Here is a 16851-nt window from a genome sequence, read left to right on the forward strand (position 1 = left end):
TAAGATTCATTTTAGTAACAGGTATTTCGACCTGAACCGTTGGGGTAATCTTACGGCCGCCATTCAGGTGCAAATGGATATTTCAAAGCGCACTTTCCCGGTTGAGAGGGTCATCACACATCCCATTACTGGTAAAAAATATTTTCTGTATCCGATCCCGGCGACTGAATTTATCAATAATGCCCGTCTTGGTTCTCAAAATCCGGGGTATAATTAGAAGCTATGCCGCTTATAGCAATTAGTTCAACTGGCTTGACAAAGCAAACGCCTGCGACATTAAATGTGAATCTCTTGATGCAAAAATATTTGATTACACTGCTGTTAATTCTTTCGGTGATGGCCTTGGGCGTAGCTCAACATGTCGACAAGCCCAATATAATCATCATACTGGCTGACGACATGGGCTATGGTGATCTGGCTTGCTATGGGAACAAAAAAACGAAAACACCCCATATTGACAAGTTGGCACAAGGGGGGATCAGGTTTCTCGATTTTCATTCCAATGGAGCGGTATGCAGTCCTACACGCGCAGCCTTGCTTACGGGGAAATATCCTCAGAGCGTAGGTATTTCAGGTGTGATCACCGCAAAAAGCCACCGGCATGTCGGGCTTGACCTGAACGAGGTACTGATTCCCGAGGTACTGAAAAAGCGGGATTACAAGACAGGAATTATTGGAAAGTGGCATCTGGGCTATGACACTGCATACTCGCCAGTGAAACAGGGTTTTGATATTTTCAAAGGCTACACCAGTGGTAATGTTGACTATATAAGCCATTTCGATCAGGAGAATAATTTTGACTGGTGGCTCAATACGGACAAATCTGACGAAAAGGGTTATACAACGGACCTTATCACTGAGCACTCCCTTTCGTTCATTGAAAAAAGTAAGAACAAGCCTTTCTTTCTGTATGTGGCGCATGAAGCACCACACGCTCCCTATCAGGTTCGGGAAAGTGGGCCTGAACGAAAGGAAGGCAAGCCGGTTAAACCTGTTTCAATTGATAACCAGGCCGAAGTGTACAGTAAGATGATAGAAATCATGGACGAAGGCATTGGCAAAATTATGGCAACACTTGAGAAACACGCTATCTCCGAAAAGACACTCGTCCTATTTATTTCAGACAATGGGGCCAATCAGGTCGGGTCTAATTTCCCATTCAGAGGATTTAAAGGGCAGGTTTGGGAGGGGGGGCATCGGATCCCTGCCATTGCCTCTTGGAAGGGTGTGATCAAACCGGCAACCAGTACGGAGCAACTCATGACGATGGATATTTTTCCTACGATCTGCGAACTAACAGGTACAACGCTGCCCCGGGATCCAGACTGTGCCGGGAAAAGTTTCAAAAATGTACTTTTTGATAAAAAACTGCGCATGGAAGAAAGGCCGCTATTCTGGAATTCCGGAAATTCAAATGCCATAAGAAAAGGCAAATGGAAGCTGGTAAATGAAAAGGGTAAATATTCTTTGTTTGACATCAGTAACGATCAGGGCGAGACTACGGATGTTTACCAAAAATTCCCATCCGAGGCCGACTCACTGAGAGCATTGATGGAAAGCTGGGTAAAAAAAATGTCTGAGGTTCCGAAGAAATCCTAATTTGTTGTTCACTGCACAGAATGATGTTTATCAGATATTTTTTTTTCATTTCGGCTTTTGTTCGTTGGTTCTGCCTGTTTTTCTCAAACAGCAAATCGTACCAATATCATTGTGATAATCTGTTGGTCATTTTCAGGGGGGCGCCTGACGGGCCGGACTGGCGCCCCCGTACGAAAGACAAGGCTACTCACGGACGATCTTCCTGACTTCCGAGAATTGCCCATGCGCAAAACGTACCAGGTTCAGGCCTGTAGACAGCCCATGCACACTGATTTTATTCATGCCCATTTTCAGATCATGCACCTGCGTGCCGATGACTTTCCCGGCTGCGTCGGTGATCGTCAAAGTCCAGCTGCCACTTTCCACAGCATACACATCTACGAATACTTTTCCGTTTGAAGGATTAGGATAAAAACTACCCACGACGGCCTGTTCCGCTGAATTCTCAATGGATATGATGCGGGAATATTGAAATGAACCACCGCGATCCACCATTTTCAAACGATAATAGTTGGAAGCCTCCGGCGTCGGATCGGTAAAAGTGTAATTGTTAAGGATTTGACCCGGCTCCGCGGCGACACCCATGCTCCAATCCCCATGCCCCAAAACTTTTCCAATCGTCTCAAACACCTTCGCATCGCCCGAACGGTGAACCTCGAACCGGTCGAAATCCTTTTCATCGGCTGTGATCCATCTGAGCGTATTCTGGTTTTCAGCGGTTTTTTTTCCGGAAAAGGAAACCAGGGTGACCGGTAGCGCCGTGACGGAGTACGTAAATGGCACGATGTATGAGCAATCTGACCCGTTCAGCGAGACTTTGGCATAAAAAGTATGAACACCCACTGACTGCGATTCACTGGCCTCGAAGTCGTTGGGAGCGGTAAAATCACCCGCAGACTCCATTGCGTCGCTATCAGAAAATATCCCGTCAATTGTTCCGGAGAATGCGCCGCCGTAAGTAAAGATTGGTGTAGGAATGTTGTTAACAACCAGCTGATTATTTACAACGGTTCCTGTAAGACTGCCATACTTCAGTACGCCGTTGTTGGTGAAGCTTCCCGCATTGTTTAAAATATTGGCAATTTGAATGAGTCCGGAACTGGTCACAGTGCTGGCCGAAAGGTTTATAAAATTACCTCTCTCCACAATCACCTGCGCACACGGATTATTGATGAAAGTGGCAAAATTCCGGATCTCATTTGTCCCCACAGCTGCATTAACACCAATCTTCAAGGTGGCGGAATTTGTCAATGTGCCGCTGTTTGACAATTCGTAAGCATATGAACGATCAATTTCGATCACGCCGCCAGGGTTGTTATTAAAAGCGGCCTTGTTTTCCAGGCCAATACTCCCCGCAGTGTATGTTGCACCGATCCTTATGCTGGCGGCATTCGTAACTGTTCCGGCAGAATTTTTGAAACTGATACTTGTGCTTCTGTCAATGTCGATGTCTCCGCCCGTATTGTTATTGAAAATGGCGCTATTCACGATTCCGTTTTCTCCAACACTCGCGGTAGCGCCAATTGCCAAGGTGGCGGAATTGGTAAATGTTCCTGAATTATTATTTAAACCATCATCATCGCTTCGATCAATCTCGATCACACCATCTGCGTTGTTGTTAAAAGCTGCACCGTTGTAAAGACCAGTTGCACCGGCGCTGTATGTTGCACCGATCCTTATGCTGGCTGTATTCGTAACTGTTCCGGCAAAATTATAGAAACCGATGCTTCTGCTTCTGTCGATAGCGATGTCTCCACCGGTGTTATTGCTGAAAGTGCCGAGATTCTGAATTCCGTAGGTTCCAACACTCGCGAGCACACCGACGGTTAAAGTAGCAGCATTGTTAAATGTTCCAACGTTGTAAAAACCGATGTATGTCAAACGATCAATTTCGATCACGCCGCCAGTGTTGTTATTAAAAGCGGCCCTGTTTTCGACGCCCATACTCCCCACACTATATTTTGCACCGATCCTGATACTGGCGGCATTTGTAACGGTTCCCTCAGAATTACCGAAACCTATACTTGTGCTTCTGTTAACATAAATGTCTCCACCGGCATTATTGCTGAAAGTGCCGAGATTCTGAATTCCGTAGGTTCCAACACTCGCGAGCTCACCGACGGTTAAAGTAGCCGCATTGTTAAATGTTCCAAAGTTGGAAAAACCGCCCTCTTGCGAACGATCTATTTCGATCACGCCGCTAGCGTTGTTAAAGGCTGCCCGGTTCAGGATGCCATATGTACCTACACTGCTGGTGGAACCGATCGTGATGGCGGCGGCATTGGTAACTGTTCCGGCTGAATTAAGGAAACCGGCACTTGCAGATCTGTTAATATTGATCGTTCCCGCCGAGTTGTTATTGAAAGTTGCTTCATTCCGCACTCCGTTCAACCCAACATCCGATACTGCACCGATAACAAGTGTAGCCGCATTGTTAAATGTTCCCGAAACGTTGTATAAACCCGACTGCAATGTATTGTCAATCCCGATCACTCCGCCGGTGTTGTTATTAAAGGCGGCCTCGTTCTGAAGCCCCTGTTGGCCTACACTATTGTTCGCTCCGATTGTTATTCCGGAGGCATTCGTAACTGTTCCGGCCGAATTATAGAAACCGATGCTTGTGGTTCTGGCAATATCAATGTCTCCCCCGGTGTTGTTGTTGAAAATGGCGGCATTGGCAATTCCATATTGTCCAACTCCGGCAACAGAACCGACCGTTAAAGTGGAGGCATTCGTAAATGTTCCTGATTGGTTATTCAGACCGAACATAAGCGCATTGTCAATCCCGATCGCCCCGCCCGTGTTGTTATTAAAGGCTGCCTGGTTCAGGATCCCATACGTACCCACACTGCTGGTGGAACCGATCGTGATGGCGGCGGCATTCGTAACTGTGCCAGCGGAATTATAGAAACCAATACTTGTGGTTCTGTTTATATCAATGTCTCCGCCGGAATTGTTATTGAAAATGGCAGCGTTCGCAATTCCATATTGCCCGACTCCGGCAACAGAACCGACTTTCAAAGTAGCGGCATTGGTAAACGTACCCGAATTGTTATTACAACCGAACATACTCGCGTTGTTAATCACGATCAGGCCGCCCGTATTGTTGTTAAAGGTTGCATTGTTCCGAAGCCCGTCGGTACCTGCACTGCCGGCGCCACCGATCGTAATACTGGCAACGTTCGTAACTGTCCCTGCAGAATTGTAAAAACCAATTTGGGTAGATCCGTCAATGTCGATGTCTCCACCGGCGTTATTTTTAAAGGTCCCGGTATTCCAGATTCCATAAGTTCCTGAGCTGGATATATTCCCGACAACGAGCTGTCCGTTGTTTTCAAATGTACCTGCATTATAAAACGACGTGCTACCGCCAGTTATCACTTTAAAACCGTTCACAGTGAGCTTGCCTGTTGACGCAATGGTGAGGGTGGCCCCTGTTTGTATTTCAACAGTTTTTGCAAGCGCGATTACGCTGGCTCCTATGACCGGTTGCCTGGTGGGAGTTGCGGAAATCACGACATCACTTGTCGCATCCGGAGGTACGCCGGTGCTCCAGTTATTGCCAGTGCTCCAGTTGGTGGTGCCCGCTCCACTGGTCCAGATGGTTTGCGCGCCCAGCGTGATATCGCCGAATAACAAAACGACGATTAAAAGAGAAAAGCAAAATTTATAGCGGGAATAGAATAGTTCAAGTTTCATTTTGAGGAGCGAATAAGTTATTCTGAAAGAAATGGTGTTAAAATATTGAATTACGTAAAATGAAGTAGAAGCCACGTTTACTCTGTGATCAGCTTCCTGACTTCTGAGAATTGCCCATGCGCAAAACGTACCAGATTCAGGCCGGTAGACAGCCCATGCACACTGATTTTATTCATGCCCATTTTCAGATCACGCACCTGCGTGCCGATGATTTTTCCGGCAGGATCGGTAACCGTCAAAGTCCAGCTGCCGCTTTCCACCGCATACACATCCACAAATACTTTTCCGTTTGAAGGGTTAGGATAAAAACTTCCCACCACAGCCTGTTCCGCTGAATTGGCAATGGATATGATGCGGGAATACTCGAATGAATCGTCCACACCGTTCGCGGCCCGATCCACCATTTTAAGGCGATAGTAGTTGGAAGCCCCCGCCGCTGGATCGGTAAAAGTGTAAGTGCTGAGTACCTGAGATCTCGAGGCTTCGCTCCCCAAACCCTCTGCCCCTTGCCCCTGCACAACTCCAACCGTCTCAAACACCTTCGCATCGCCCGACCGCTGAATCTCAAACCGGTCGAAGTCCTTTTCATCGGCTGTGATCCATTTGAGTGTATTTTTATTTTCAGCGTTTTTTTTCCCGGAAAAGGAAACCAGGGTAACGGGTAGAGCGGAAGAGCAATCCGCCCCGGATGCTGCATCACCCGTGATGGTCCAGGCTTTGGTCGTAATCAGATTGGTACGGGCCGCCGCAGCGTTAGTGCCGTAGGATCTGCCACTGGCGCCTAACGAACGACCGCTGGGTGTGGAAGAATTGGCGCTCCATCCGTTCAGCGTTGCGCTATAGTAGTTGCAATTCTGGCCACTGCCAGTAAGCATATCAACCAAAGTCACCCCGGCATTCAGCGTCCAGTCACCGAGGGATTGGTTGAACGAAGTAGCAAGACGAAACATTTGGTTCATATTGGTTACATTAGCCGTATTCCAATCGCCAATAGGCTGATTAAAAGCTGTTGCTCCGAAAAACATATTATTCATGGCTGTAACCGTCGCAGTATTCCAGTTCCCGATCGGCTGATTGAATGAACTCGCACCATTAAACATATTAGCCATGCTATTTACATCAGTAGTCCAGCTACCGATGGGCTGGTTGAAGGCGGTTGCCCCTGAAAAAACGCCCACCATAGTGGTTACCTTTGCTGTATTCCAGCCGCCAATGGGTTGATTAAAAGCGATGGCACCCAAAAACATATTTGCGATATTGGTTACGTTTTCTGTATTCCAAATGCCATTCGCCCTGGTGTTGAGAGGCTGGTTGAACGCAATAGCATTGCGAAACATTTCAAACATATTGGTCACCTTCGCCGTATTCCAGGTTCCGATAGGCTGGTTAAAGGCACTGGCTCCATTAAACATGCTGTTCATATTGGTCACATTCTCCGTATTCCAACTGCCAATGTTGGCTGGCCCATTCAGAATTGTACACAGTCTGAACATGGATACCATGTCGGTAACTCTGTTCAAATTGGGTAGATCTGCGGCGCTGATCTGTAAATTTGAGCAGCCGTAGAAGGAAAGACTCATATTTTTCCAGGCTAAGGTTCCCCATTGGCGGACGTCGGTCAACCTGTGTTTGTCGGTGCCATTGTTGATATTGAGACGTTCGAAATTTCCCGGGCTGATGCGAAGATCAATGATCGCGTCGGAAGGAAGGCCTGTGATGGTAGCGGTAAAGCCTGTAAAAGTGCCATTACCTGAAGCCGTCCCGGGCGACACCTCCTGCCAGGTGTAATTTACCGTCCCGGAAGTTTCCACTCCGAATGAAAGTTGTGTCGGTCCCGATCCGCTCGTAGCCAGGTTCCACCGGGTAACAAAAGACTGGGCACCGGAGCAATCTGAGCCCGATGCTGCATCACCCGTGATGGTCCATCCTTTGATCGTCACCAGATTGTTACGGGCGGCGGCAGCACTGGTGCCGTAAGATCTGCCATTGGCGCCAAGTGAGCGCCCGCTTGGTGTGGCAGGATTGGCGCTCCAACCAACCAGTGTTGCGGTGTAGTAATCGCAATCGAGGCCGCTGTTGAAAAACATATTTGTTAAATCTACCGTGGCATTTAGCTTCCAGCTGCCGAGGGACCTGTTGAAGGAGCTTGCCTCGTCAAACATGCTGCGCATATCTGTGACTTGAGCGGTATTCCAACCGCCGATGGGCTGGTTGAAGGCACTGGCATCGCCAAACATCCGGCCCATATACGCGACTTGAGCGGTATTCCAATTGCCGATGGGCTGGTTGAAGGCACTGGCCTTTTCAAACATGCCAGTCATATCGGTCACATTTGCAGTATTCCAGGCGCCGATGGGCTGGTCGAAGGCACTGGCCCTGGCAAACATGCCGTACATATCGGTTACATTTGTAACATTCCAGGCGCCAATGGGTTGGTTGAAGGCACTGGCATTGACAAACATGCTTCTCATGCTCGTTACACTGGCGGTGTTCCAGGCGCCGATGGGCTGATTGAAGGCGATGGCACCACTGAACATTCCCGACATGGTAGTTACACTAGCGGTATTCCAGCTAGCTAGAGACTTGTTGAAGGAAACCGCGTTTCCAAACATATTGAGCATACTGGTCACCTTTGCGACATTCCAGGTGCTAACAGGTTGATTAAAGGCATCTGCAGAGAAAAACATATGCGTCATATCCGTCACATCTTCCGTGTTCCATGCGCCGATAGGTTGATTAAAAGCATCTGCTTCCGCAAACATGGAATTCATATTATTGACCTTCCCCGTATTCCAACTGTCAAGGGGCTGGTTGAAAGCACTTGCACGAAAAAACATGTTGAGCATATTCGTCACCTTCGCCGTATTCCAGTCGCCTATTGGCTGATTAAAGACATTTGCTGCCTCGAAAAGGTTATTCATTCGAGTCACATTCTCCGTGTTCCAACTTCCGATATTTGCTGGCCCGTTCAGGATTGAACATTCCTTAAACATCGCTTCAATGCTGGTAACCCCGCTCAAATTGGGTATGTCTGCGGCAGTGACCTGCAGGTTGGAGCAGCCGTAAAATGCAGCATCCATCGAGGTCCAGGCCGTAGTTCCCCACTGGCGGACGTCGGTCAACCGGTTTTTGTCAATGCCTTTGTTGATATACAACCTGTTGAAATTGGTCGGGCTGATACTCAGGTCAATGACAGCGCCCGAAGGGAGGCCAGTAATGGTGGCCGTGCTCCCCGTAAATGTGCCTGACCCCGATCCCATGCCGGGCGACACCTCCTGCCAGGTGTAACTTACCGGCCCGGAAGTCTCTACGCTAAATGTGAGTTGTGTTGCTCCCGATCCGGCTGTGGCCAGGTTCCAACGGGTAATGAAAGGGGTTTGTGCGATAGCAAGATGACTGACGAGCGTCAGTAAAAGTATGTAAAGTGTTTTCATGATTTGGAAGTTTGCAAAATGTAAGTTGAGTGGAAGTTGAATTTTTAAGCGCTTTCGGGAGTTCCCGCCAAACGTAACTTTCTCCAACAGGCACGGCGATCCCGGTGGATGTTGGAGAACGATTAAATTTGATTGAATTGTTGAGTAGTTCGGCTGAACGGGTCTTCGGGCAGCTTGACAACCCGCACTGTGCGCTCTGACCGCACGGTACAGTTTGTAAATTAGGGACAGCGATTTATACCGGCATGCGCAACATCGGCTCCATGCTGTAAATGTTTCGGAATGGATCAGGACATAACGCCCAGTTGCGTCAGCAGACCCACCGTATCCATGATGATCCTGCTTTCTGAAAACCAACCGTTTTTGACGACATCAATCACCACTCCCCAAACTTCAACACTTTTATTTGTCGCCGGAATGCCCATGAAATCACCCTGGTGCGTTCCCGTCCACGTAAACCGGGTCACTACTTTTTCACCTTCCGAAATCTGTTCATCGACAGTCCAGTGCATATCAGGAAAACCGGTAAACATGGAATTAAGCACAGATTTTAAGCCTTCTCTGCCTTGCTTCTGCCCGGGGAACGGGACATGTTCAATGAAATCTTCCGACACGATCTCATTGGCTGCATCCAAATTTTTATTATTGACTATTTCCTCAATGAAGTAATTGATGACTTTAATGTTTTCCATTACGTTTAAGTTTTTGATGTCTGATTTTTTTGTCGGAATACATACAACCTCCATGTATTTTACCAGACGCAAAAATATCGTTCGTGCCTTCTGTGCACGATCAGTTGTGGGACAAATCCTGTCAAATTTGGGTCAAAACGTTTAAGTTAACATGCTAACTATAAGGTGTTTAGTGAGAAATGGAAATTACTATTTCAAAATTCCCATTGAGCGAAGTGCGGCAAACCTTTTTTGAGACGGGTTCTTCCATAATATCAGGCGACAGCCAAATATTCCTACCGAAAAATTTGGATATAGAAATCCCTAACCATCTTTAAACGGCTGGTAAAAAACAAGAAATAACAGGTGTTAGCTGACAACCGGAACAAGTCCGTATTCCAGCATTATGCTTTTAAGCTTGCCCATATCGGGCGGACCGCCAGCTTCGAATATCCCTAATAGGTCTTTGAAGTAATTCGCTGTCAGAACACCAGGATTGGCAAAAGCAAGGACTTCAACGGTTTCATCCGTCTGATTGATGAAATTATGAACTCTTCCTCTTTTGATAAAATGAAAGTCACCCGGTCCAAGAGTGATAATCTGATCATCAACCATTAGTGTCAGCGATCCTTTAAGTCCGTAAATAGTCTCATCAAAATTTTCGTGATAATGAGCAGCAGGTACTTTTGCATTGGGATGAATTACTACTTTAAACATGGTGAATTGTGCATTCGTATCAGTAGCATCCAAACAAAAATGGATTTCCAAACCATTACCCAGATTTATTATTTCAAAGGATTTCATAACATATGTTTTTTATGGCATACAAATCAAGTCTTAGAAATCTTTTAAAAAGTTGATTCAAATCAAGAAATTTCACAAATGCATATTTCTTTTCCGAATTCTGCTGAGGGTTTCCGGTGTAACACCCAGGTAGCTTGCGATGTGGTATTGCGGAAGACGGTTTATCCAGTGAGGTGTTTCCTTCAGGATTCTTCTGTACTTTTCATCCGGTGTCTCAGTGGCCATGTTGCTGAGCTGGTTTTTAAGCCATGCGACATTACGGCCCCTGTTTTTTATTTGATAAAGCGCATAATCCGGAATAGTCCGGGTAGCATGCTCCCAGTTTTCCAGATCAATGGACAGAACCTGACAATCTTCGAGTGCCTGCATGCTCATGGTAGAAGGTGTCCGGTTGATAAAGCTATCCATTTCACCACACCACCATCCCTCTTCTGCGAAAAATATAGTCCTCTCGATGCCTTCCTGCGTGAGGTGATATTGGCGCATGCAACCTTTCAAAATAAACATAAGCTGCTTTACAACCTCTCCCTGATGAAAAATCATTTCATTTTTAGCAATTTTTCGCGATTGAAAAAGAGCGAGGAATTTTTCGAATTCAGAAGATGGAAAGTCGTGCCTCGACTGGAGCGTTGAGAGTAACGGATGCGTAGCCATGTTAAATTTGCTTAAAGAAAGTATGCCAGATGTAGAAGTGAGCGCGCCCATTCCCAGACAGCTAAAACTGAATAATTTGTTGGCATTGACTCCATCGAGGCAAATTACATACAATCGACAACTTTTCAACAGGTGCCGTCCCAGGACAGCATATTAGCAGTTTCCACGATTGAACGATGTATGAACCGGAATTGGGTTGTTTGCCCACAAACTGCGCCACCCTTTTGTTGCCCCGATATTGAAGTAACCCCGTCGAATACGTGGAAAGCCACGTGTTTCCATCGTGATAATAGCCATCCGCCATTTCCACATTAGGCAATTGAGACCGATCCAAGGAAACTGAATCCGGCACTGAATCTGGCGTTTTCCAGTTACCACCTTGAATTCACCGTATCAAAAATACTGATCTCATCATTGGGCATCACGACGAGGGCTGAGTAGATCCTCCGGCTCAGCAGGTGGGCGAACTTTTCAAAAATTCTTCCATCGTATCTGAAAATTTCATCTATTGCATAGGGATTGTTGCAAATGTAAAGTCTGTTTTTACTATCCCGGGCCTGACGAAAATAGTATGCAGATCTGGGGTCAGCCCATGCAGTAGGGATTAATGGCGGCGAAACACCGGCTTCTCCAAGAATGTCGGTTACGAAGCTATTTTTATAGGGATACGAGTGAAATGGCACGGCCCGTAAATCAACTTTGGTGATACTCTGGGCGTTCGGCTTTTTCAAATAGAAAAGCAGACTCAGTTTTGTTTTCATACCTTTTTCAGGTTAAAAAGTTGAACAAAAGTAGTCTTGCAAGCCTGTTCAGCGCAAGATGTTCACGGCTTGAACATCTTATTATACAATGAGTTATAAAGATTCTGGTGAGTGAAGACATCAGACTATTGAACCCACCGAATGACTCACCAAAAATTTGCGAAAAATTGAATATTTTGGCATAATCCGGAAAGAAAAAAGCCTGCTAATCAGTTGATTTGCAGGCTTTTGAGCCTTTTTGTTATTTCTTCAAGTGATCCCGCTGGGATTCGAACCCAGGACCCATACATTAAAAGTGTATTGCTCTACCAGCTGAGCTACGGAATCGGACAAGGTATTGGATTAGCCGGAGCGTTTTCCGTAATTGCGATGCAAAAGTAGAATTCTAAAATTTATAATGCAAGCAATCCATAACAAATACCTTGGCTTTCTCATACTTCTGGTGCTGATAATCCTGCCTGATTTGGGCTTTGCCAGACCGCGTACTGTGTTGAAAACAGCTGATTCTCTGTTTGCTATCGCACGGTATCAGGAGGCGTACTCCTTGTATAAAAAAAGTTTTAATGACAGTGAAAAAAATAATGAAAGCCTTATACTTAAGCTTGCATTTTTGTCGGAGAGGGCCAATAATTACACCGATTGCCTTTATTATCTGAACAAACTAGCGCTTATAAAACCGTCCAGAAAATTATTTGAAAAAATGGCTAAGCTTGCAGACGAGCATAATCTCACTGGATACGCCTTCGATGATTACAATTACTTTATCATTTTCTACCGGCGCTATGGAGCTTACATTCCCATTTTATTGCTGGCCCTGGGTATTTACATTGTTTGGATCATGATTCTGAAAGTAAGAAGGAGGGAGGCTATTCTACGGATTCACAAGGTGTCTATTGTCGGATACCTGCTCGTGATTTTGGGAGTTGTAAATATTCCGTCATTTTACAAGACCGGGATCATTATCAATGAAAATACATTTCTGAGAGACGAGCCGTCTTCGGCATCATCTGTTGTAGATAGAATAGGGAAGGGGCACAAGATCATTGTGGTAGGCTCCCAGGACCACTGGGACAGGGTGCTGTGGGATAACCGGATCGTTTATGTAAGAAATAGCGATCTGCTGCCTATTTAATGGGGATCTACAGAAAGGAAGCCCGTGAGCAGATGCCGGGAGATGAATGCCGTCTATGTAGAATTATAGGTTAGCGCTTTTTGTGCTTCTTTTTTCTTGATTCAAATTCCTCCACTTCTTTCATGAGGGATTTCAGGTCATCGGTGGTGTCGGCTGTGAAATCGAGTGTCTCGCTGTAATCCGTCGTGCTGATTTTCAGAATATCAATCGGTTGTCCGAGGTACTCCTGTATTTCGTCGAGCACAGGCTTTTCTTCCGGACTGCAGAACGATACCGCAATGCCCTTCTGCACACCACGGCCGGTGCGTCCGACGCGGTGTACATAGTTTTCGGCCTGCTCAGGTAAATCATAGTTGACCACGTAGTCTACATTGGCAATATCGATTCCCCTCGCACTCACATCTGTTGCGATCAGAATTTTCACCTCACCTTTTCGGAACGACGCCATGGCTTCCAGGCGATCCTTTTGCTCTTTATCTCCATGAATGGTGACGGCTTCTATCTCCATTCGTTCCAGTGCCTTGAAAACACGCTCAGCACGAACTTTGGTGCGTACAAAAACCAGAATTTTCTTATCCGGATTCTCTTTGATCACTCTTTCCAGAAAAAAACGTTTGTCATCCATGCCGATAAAAGCAACGGAGTGTGTGATGTTTCGGGCTACGGGATTCTGCGGGGAGATCTGAATCCGGATTGCATTCCGAACCAAAGAGTAGGCAAGTTTTTTGATTTTCTCATTGATCGTCGCCGAGAAAAACAGGGTTTGTCTGTTTTTTGGTAAAAATTTGATCAGATCCTGAATGTCTTTGATGAACCCCAGGTCCAGCATGTGGTCGGCTTCGTCCAGAATAAGTATTTCGATCCGGTTTAGTTTGATGTGTCCCTGGCTCACCAGGTCAAACATCCTGCCGGGCGTGGAAATGAGTATATCAACGCCCCTCTCCAGTTGAGCGATCTGTGGTGCTTGCTCCACCCCGCCAAAAACGCTTATTGCTTTGATGGAAGTGTATTGCGCAATGCGTTCAAATACTTCTGTTATTTGGATTGCCAGTTCTCTTGTAGGCACCATTACCAGACATTTTATTCCTTCGGCACGGGAGGAAGGTTTCTGCCGTGAGAGCAGATCTACGACTGGTATGGCGAAGGCGGCAGTTTTCCCAGTGCCGGTCTGCGCAATGGCGAGTACATCTTCACCCTTCATAATGGCCGGAATGGCTTTGAACTGAATGTCGGTAGGACGTTTAAATCCAGCCTTTTCCAGGCTTCGCTTTATTTCCGGGGCAATGTGGTAATCTTCAAATTTCATAGAAACGAATTCTTGTCAACGACCCGCTCATTGGATTGAGCGGGGTACAAAGATACGTTCCTTATTTGGCATTCACATTTTTGAATTCGGTGTAAGCAGATTATAGTCTGTTACGCCTCATAGAGCCGGAGCCGGTTTTTAACTGCCATCATTTCTTCCTGCATACGCTCAATCCGGGTCAAAAGTGAATCTATGGCCTGAATACCCTCCAGGTTAATGTCCAGATCCTCGTGAAGCCGGATGATCTGTTCTATTTTTTGCAGATGCGGTATCTGGATAAACTCAGTTTCTTCCATGATTACCGTTTCGATCAGGCCCAGTTCGTTCAACGACTGCACAAACGCATAGGTAACCTGGTAATGGGAACAAAAAGTGTCGGCAGCGATTAGTTTTTGAGCTTCCATAGCCATCAGGATTTAGAGAGTTCAGTAAATAGTTCCTTTTGTTTCTCGGTTAAATTCGTAGGCACTTTTACATCAAAAGTAAGGTAGAGGTCGCCAAACTGTCCTTCTTTCTTGTAAACAGGAAAACCTTTGCCTTTTAGGCGCACGACACTGCCATTCTGCGTTTCTGCCTTAACGGGCAGTTTGATTTTGCCACTCAAGGTTTCAATGATAATTTCGCCACCAAGCACTGCCGTGTACAAATTCAGTTCCTCTTTTACATGCAGGTCATTGCCTGCTCTTCGGAACCTGGGGTCGTTGGCTACTGTAAAAGTGATGTACAAATCTCCGTCCGGTCCGCCACTCGCACCTTTGCCACCATGTCCCGGTATTTTGATTGTTTGACCGTTTTCAATTCCTGCCGGGACGGTGATCCTGATATTTTTTCCATTTACGGTCAGGGTTTGCTTGTGCGTTTCGTAGGCATCCCGGAGGTCAAGATGAACTTCGGCTTTGTAGTCCTGTCCACGGTATTTGGTCTGGCGTCCGCCACTGAAACCGGATCCGCCACCAAACATGGATTCGAAGAAATCCGAGAATCCATCGCCACCTGCGTCGCCGGAGCTCCATCTTCTTTGCTGGCTCTGGGCCTGGCGTGCCTTTTCATATTCGGCTCCATGTTGCCAGTCCTGGCCATATTGGTCATATTTTTTTCTTTTTTCCGGGTCACTCAAAACCTCATTGGCCTCGTTGAGCTCCTGAAATTTTTTCTCAGCCTCCTTGTCATTCGGGTTGAGGTCGGGGTGAAATTTACGGGCGAGTTTTCGATAGGCATTTTTGATTTCCTTGTCGGTGGCCGTTTTTTGTAATCCTAGTATCTGATAATAGTCAACGAAGGGCATGATTTCGGTAGATGAATGTTGGATAATTGAGTAACAGTTTCATTCCTGGAAATTTTGTTTGATTCACCTTCTTCCCAGCATATGAATATACAGGTCTTCGACCTTTTTACGCGCCCAGGGTGTTTTTCGTAAAAATTTCAAACTTGATTTGACACTGGGCTCATGTTGAAAACTATTGATGTTGACCTGATTGCCAAGCTGGTCCCAGCCAAAATAATCAACCAGTTCATTCAGAATTGCTTCCAGTGTTTTACCGTGAAGGGGATTATTTTTTTGAGTTTCCATGGATATCCGTTTTTGATGTCAGGCCGCTAATTCTTTTATCGGAATGTTTAGCAAAAATAGCCTCATTTCATTAGAATAGGTAATTAAAGTGCTTACTTGATAATCAATCTTATAAAGAATACTATGGACAGTGTAAAATGGGGGATAATTGGTTGTGGGAATGTAACCGAAGTGAAAAGTGGCCCGGCATTTAATAAAGTGGAGCATTCGGAGCTCGTTGCTGTGATGAGACGAGACGGCAAACTTGCAGAAGATTATGCGGTTCGTCATGGTGTACCGAAGTGGTATGACGATGTGGATGCATTGATCAATGACCCGGAAGTGAATGCCATATACATTGCCACCCCACCCGATATGCATGAGGAATATACCCGGAAGGCGATGCAGGCTGGAAAGCCAGTGTACGTGGAGAAACCAATGGCCAGAAACGCAGAAGAATGTGACCGGATGAATGCCATTAGCGCAGAGACGGGTCTGCCATTATTTGTAGCCTATTACAGGAGAGCATTACCTTATTTTCTAAAAATCAAGGAACTCATTGATAGTAAGGTAATTGGTGATGTGCGGTTCGTGAATATCTGTTTGCAATGGCAACCCTACGACGAGGAAGTGGGCGAAAACGCCAAACCGCGCTGGCGTGTTGATCCTGCCATTTCGGGCGGGGGGCATTTTCATGACCTGGCCTCTCACCAGTTCGATTTACTGGAATATGTTTTTGGACCCATCAAAGCGGCATCCGGAATATCCCGCAATCAGGCAGGATTGTATGAAGCCAACGACATAACTGTGGCAAATTTTGAGTTTGAGTCTGGGATATTAGGCCTGGGAAGTTGGTGTTACACGGTTAACAAGGAGCAGAGGGAAGACCAGGCGCAGATAGTGGGCTCCAAAGGGAGGATACATTTTTCATTTTTCGAAAAATTTGATATCAAGGTGGAAACCGCAGCGGGAACAGAAGTCTTCAACATCCCGTATCCGACGCATGTTCAGCAACCTCTGATCGAACAAATTGTGAAGGAGCTGCGGGGAGAGGGCATAAGTCCCAGCAATGGCATTACCGGTGCCCGGGCAAATCACATTATGGACTGGATTACGGGAAAATGAATCTCCTGGAAAAAAACGGATGGGTAGATACCAAGTGATTATTTAATTCTGTTAATTTGACATTGTAACGCTAAATCTTAATAGTCATGGCAAAGGGTAAAAATCTGGACAAGGGAA

General features: G+C 46.1%; 14 protein-coding genes and 1 tRNA gene. 4 read left to right on the top strand and 11 right to left on the bottom strand.

Features of this window, described 5'->3' with window-relative positions; genetic code table 11:
• The first annotated feature begins 4 nt into the window (after window positions 1-4).
• Together DYADSP32_RS03770 and DYADSP32_RS03775 are read left to right on the top strand one after the other, a co-directional pair.
• Window positions 5-217, top strand: a complete 213-nt coding sequence (locus tag DYADSP32_RS03770) for a RagB/SusD family nutrient uptake outer membrane protein (protein WP_414618149.1) — start codon at window positions 5-7, stop codon at window positions 215-217.
• Window positions 218-294: 77 nt separating this feature from the next.
• A complete protein-coding gene (locus tag DYADSP32_RS03775) occupies window positions 295-1599 on the top strand; it encodes a sulfatase-like hydrolase/transferase (protein ID WP_414617492.1) in 1305 nt (434 codons plus the stop codon).
• 183 nt (window positions 1600-1782) lie between these two features.
• Here the strand turns inward: DYADSP32_RS03775 and DYADSP32_RS03780 are convergent, their stop codons facing one another.
• The 7 genes from DYADSP32_RS03780 to DYADSP32_RS03810 all read right to left on the bottom strand — a co-directional run bounded on the left by DYADSP32_RS03780 (window position 1783) and on the right by DYADSP32_RS03810 (window position 11949).
• On the bottom strand, window positions 1783-5298 hold the full coding sequence (locus tag DYADSP32_RS03780; protein WP_149243963.1) for a T9SS type A sorting domain-containing protein: 3516 nt from the start codon (window positions 5296-5298) through the stop codon (window positions 1783-1785).
• A gap of 77 nt (window positions 5299-5375) precedes the next feature.
• The gene (locus DYADSP32_RS03785; RefSeq protein ID WP_149243962.1) at window positions 5376-8732 is read right to left on the bottom strand and encodes a BspA family leucine-rich repeat surface protein; all 3357 of its coding nucleotides are present in this window, start codon (window positions 8730-8732) and stop codon (window positions 5376-5378) included.
• A 287-nt stretch (window positions 8733-9019) separates the two neighbouring features.
• A complete protein-coding gene (locus DYADSP32_RS03790; RefSeq protein WP_414617493.1) occupies window positions 9020-9424 on the bottom strand; it encodes an ester cyclase in 405 nt (134 codons plus the stop codon).
• Window positions 9425-9772: 348 nt separating this feature from the next.
• On the bottom strand, window positions 9773-10207 hold the full coding sequence (locus DYADSP32_RS03795; RefSeq protein WP_149243960.1) for a cupin domain-containing protein: 435 nt from the start codon (window positions 10205-10207) through the stop codon (window positions 9773-9775).
• Between the two features lie 72 nt (window positions 10208-10279).
• A complete protein-coding gene (locus DYADSP32_RS03800; protein ID WP_414617494.1) occupies window positions 10280-10861 on the bottom strand; it encodes a Crp/Fnr family transcriptional regulator in 582 nt (193 codons plus the stop codon).
• Window positions 10862-11232: 371 nt separating this feature from the next.
• Window positions 11233-11622: a hypothetical protein gene (locus tag DYADSP32_RS03805; RefSeq protein ID WP_149243958.1), complete on the bottom strand. Its 390-nt coding sequence runs from the start codon at window positions 11620-11622 to the stop codon at window positions 11233-11235.
• A 254-nt stretch (window positions 11623-11876) separates the two neighbouring features.
• Window positions 11877-11949: transfer RNA gene (locus tag DYADSP32_RS03810), tRNA-Lys, on the bottom strand.
• A gap of 70 nt (window positions 11950-12019) precedes the next feature.
• Here DYADSP32_RS03810 and DYADSP32_RS03815 point away from each other — a divergent pair.
• Window positions 12020-12754 (top strand): SH3 domain-containing protein, encoded by a 735-nt coding sequence (locus tag DYADSP32_RS03815; RefSeq protein ID WP_414617495.1) that lies wholly within the window; start codon window positions 12020-12022, stop codon window positions 12752-12754.
• 70 nt (window positions 12755-12824) lie between these two features.
• On the opposite strand, the gene DYADSP32_RS03820 is transcribed toward DYADSP32_RS03815, so the two are convergent.
• The 4 genes from DYADSP32_RS03820 to DYADSP32_RS03835 form a co-directional block, all read right to left on the bottom strand.
• Window positions 12825-14060, bottom strand: a complete 1236-nt coding sequence (locus DYADSP32_RS03820; RefSeq protein WP_149243957.1) for a DEAD/DEAH box helicase — start codon at window positions 14058-14060, stop codon at window positions 12825-12827.
• 110 nt (window positions 14061-14170) lie between these two features.
• The gene (locus DYADSP32_RS03825) at window positions 14171-14464 is read right to left on the bottom strand and encodes a chaperone modulator CbpM (RefSeq protein ID WP_149243956.1); all 294 of its coding nucleotides are present in this window, start codon (window positions 14462-14464) and stop codon (window positions 14171-14173) included.
• A 5-nt stretch (window positions 14465-14469) separates the two neighbouring features.
• Window positions 14470-15345, bottom strand: coding sequence for a J domain-containing protein (locus DYADSP32_RS03830; RefSeq protein ID WP_149243955.1), 876 nt, complete (start codon window positions 15343-15345; stop codon window positions 14470-14472).
• Between the two features lie 63 nt (window positions 15346-15408).
• Complete coding sequence (locus tag DYADSP32_RS03835; protein ID WP_149243954.1) at window positions 15409-15630, bottom strand: VF530 family protein; 222 nt, start codon at window positions 15628-15630, stop codon at window positions 15409-15411.
• A gap of 123 nt (window positions 15631-15753) precedes the next feature.
• Here DYADSP32_RS03835 and DYADSP32_RS03840 point away from each other — a divergent pair, with 123 nt between their 5' ends.
• Window positions 15754-16734: a Gfo/Idh/MocA family protein gene (locus DYADSP32_RS03840; RefSeq protein WP_149243953.1), complete on the top strand. Its 981-nt coding sequence runs from the start codon at window positions 15754-15756 to the stop codon at window positions 16732-16734.
• Window positions 16735-16851 lie beyond the last annotated feature (117 nt).

Source organism: Dyadobacter sp. 32 (genome assembly GCF_902506755.1).
Lineage (GTDB): Bacteria > Bacteroidota > Bacteroidia > Cytophagales > Spirosomataceae > Dyadobacter.

Bases quoted from the DNA above. Each gene is read 5' to 3' on its own strand.
- DYADSP32_RS03775 (WP_414617492.1), top strand. From the start codon at position 295: ATGCAAAAATATTTGATTACACTGCTGTTAATTCTTTCGGTGATGGCC.
- DYADSP32_RS03780 (WP_149243963.1), bottom strand. From the start codon at position 5,298: ATGAAACTTGAACTATTCTATTCCCGCTATAAATTTTGCTTTTCTCTT.
- DYADSP32_RS03785 (WP_149243962.1), bottom strand. From the start codon at position 8,732: ATGAAAACACTTTACATACTTTTACTGACGCTCGTCAGTCATCTTGCT.
- DYADSP32_RS03790 (WP_414617493.1), bottom strand. From the start codon at position 9,424: ATGGAAAACATTAAAGTCATCAATTACTTCATTGAGGAAATAGTCAAT.
- DYADSP32_RS03795 (WP_149243960.1), bottom strand. From the start codon at position 10,207: ATGAAATCCTTTGAAATAATAAATCTGGGTAATGGTTTGGAAATCCAT.
- DYADSP32_RS03800 (WP_414617494.1), bottom strand. From the start codon at position 10,861: ATGGCTACGCATCCGTTACTCTCAACGCTCCAGTCGAGGCACGACTTT.
- DYADSP32_RS03805 (WP_149243958.1), bottom strand. From the start codon at position 11,622: ATGAAAACAAAACTGAGTCTGCTTTTCTATTTGAAAAAGCCGAACGCC.
- DYADSP32_RS03815 (WP_414617495.1), top strand. From the start codon at position 12,020: ATGCAAGCAATCCATAACAAATACCTTGGCTTTCTCATACTTCTGGTG.
- DYADSP32_RS03820 (WP_149243957.1), bottom strand. From the start codon at position 14,060: ATGAAATTTGAAGATTACCACATTGCCCCGGAAATAAAGCGAAGCCTG.
- DYADSP32_RS03825 (WP_149243956.1), bottom strand. From the start codon at position 14,464: ATGGAAGCTCAAAAACTAATCGCTGCCGACACTTTTTGTTCCCATTAC.
- DYADSP32_RS03830 (WP_149243955.1), bottom strand. From the start codon at position 15,345: ATGCCCTTCGTTGACTATTATCAGATACTAGGATTACAAAAAACGGCC.
- DYADSP32_RS03835 (WP_149243954.1), bottom strand. From the start codon at position 15,630: ATGGAAACTCAAAAAAATAATCCCCTTCACGGTAAAACACTGGAAGCA.
- DYADSP32_RS03840 (WP_149243953.1), top strand. From the start codon at position 15,754: ATGGACAGTGTAAAATGGGGGATAATTGGTTGTGGGAATGTAACCGAA.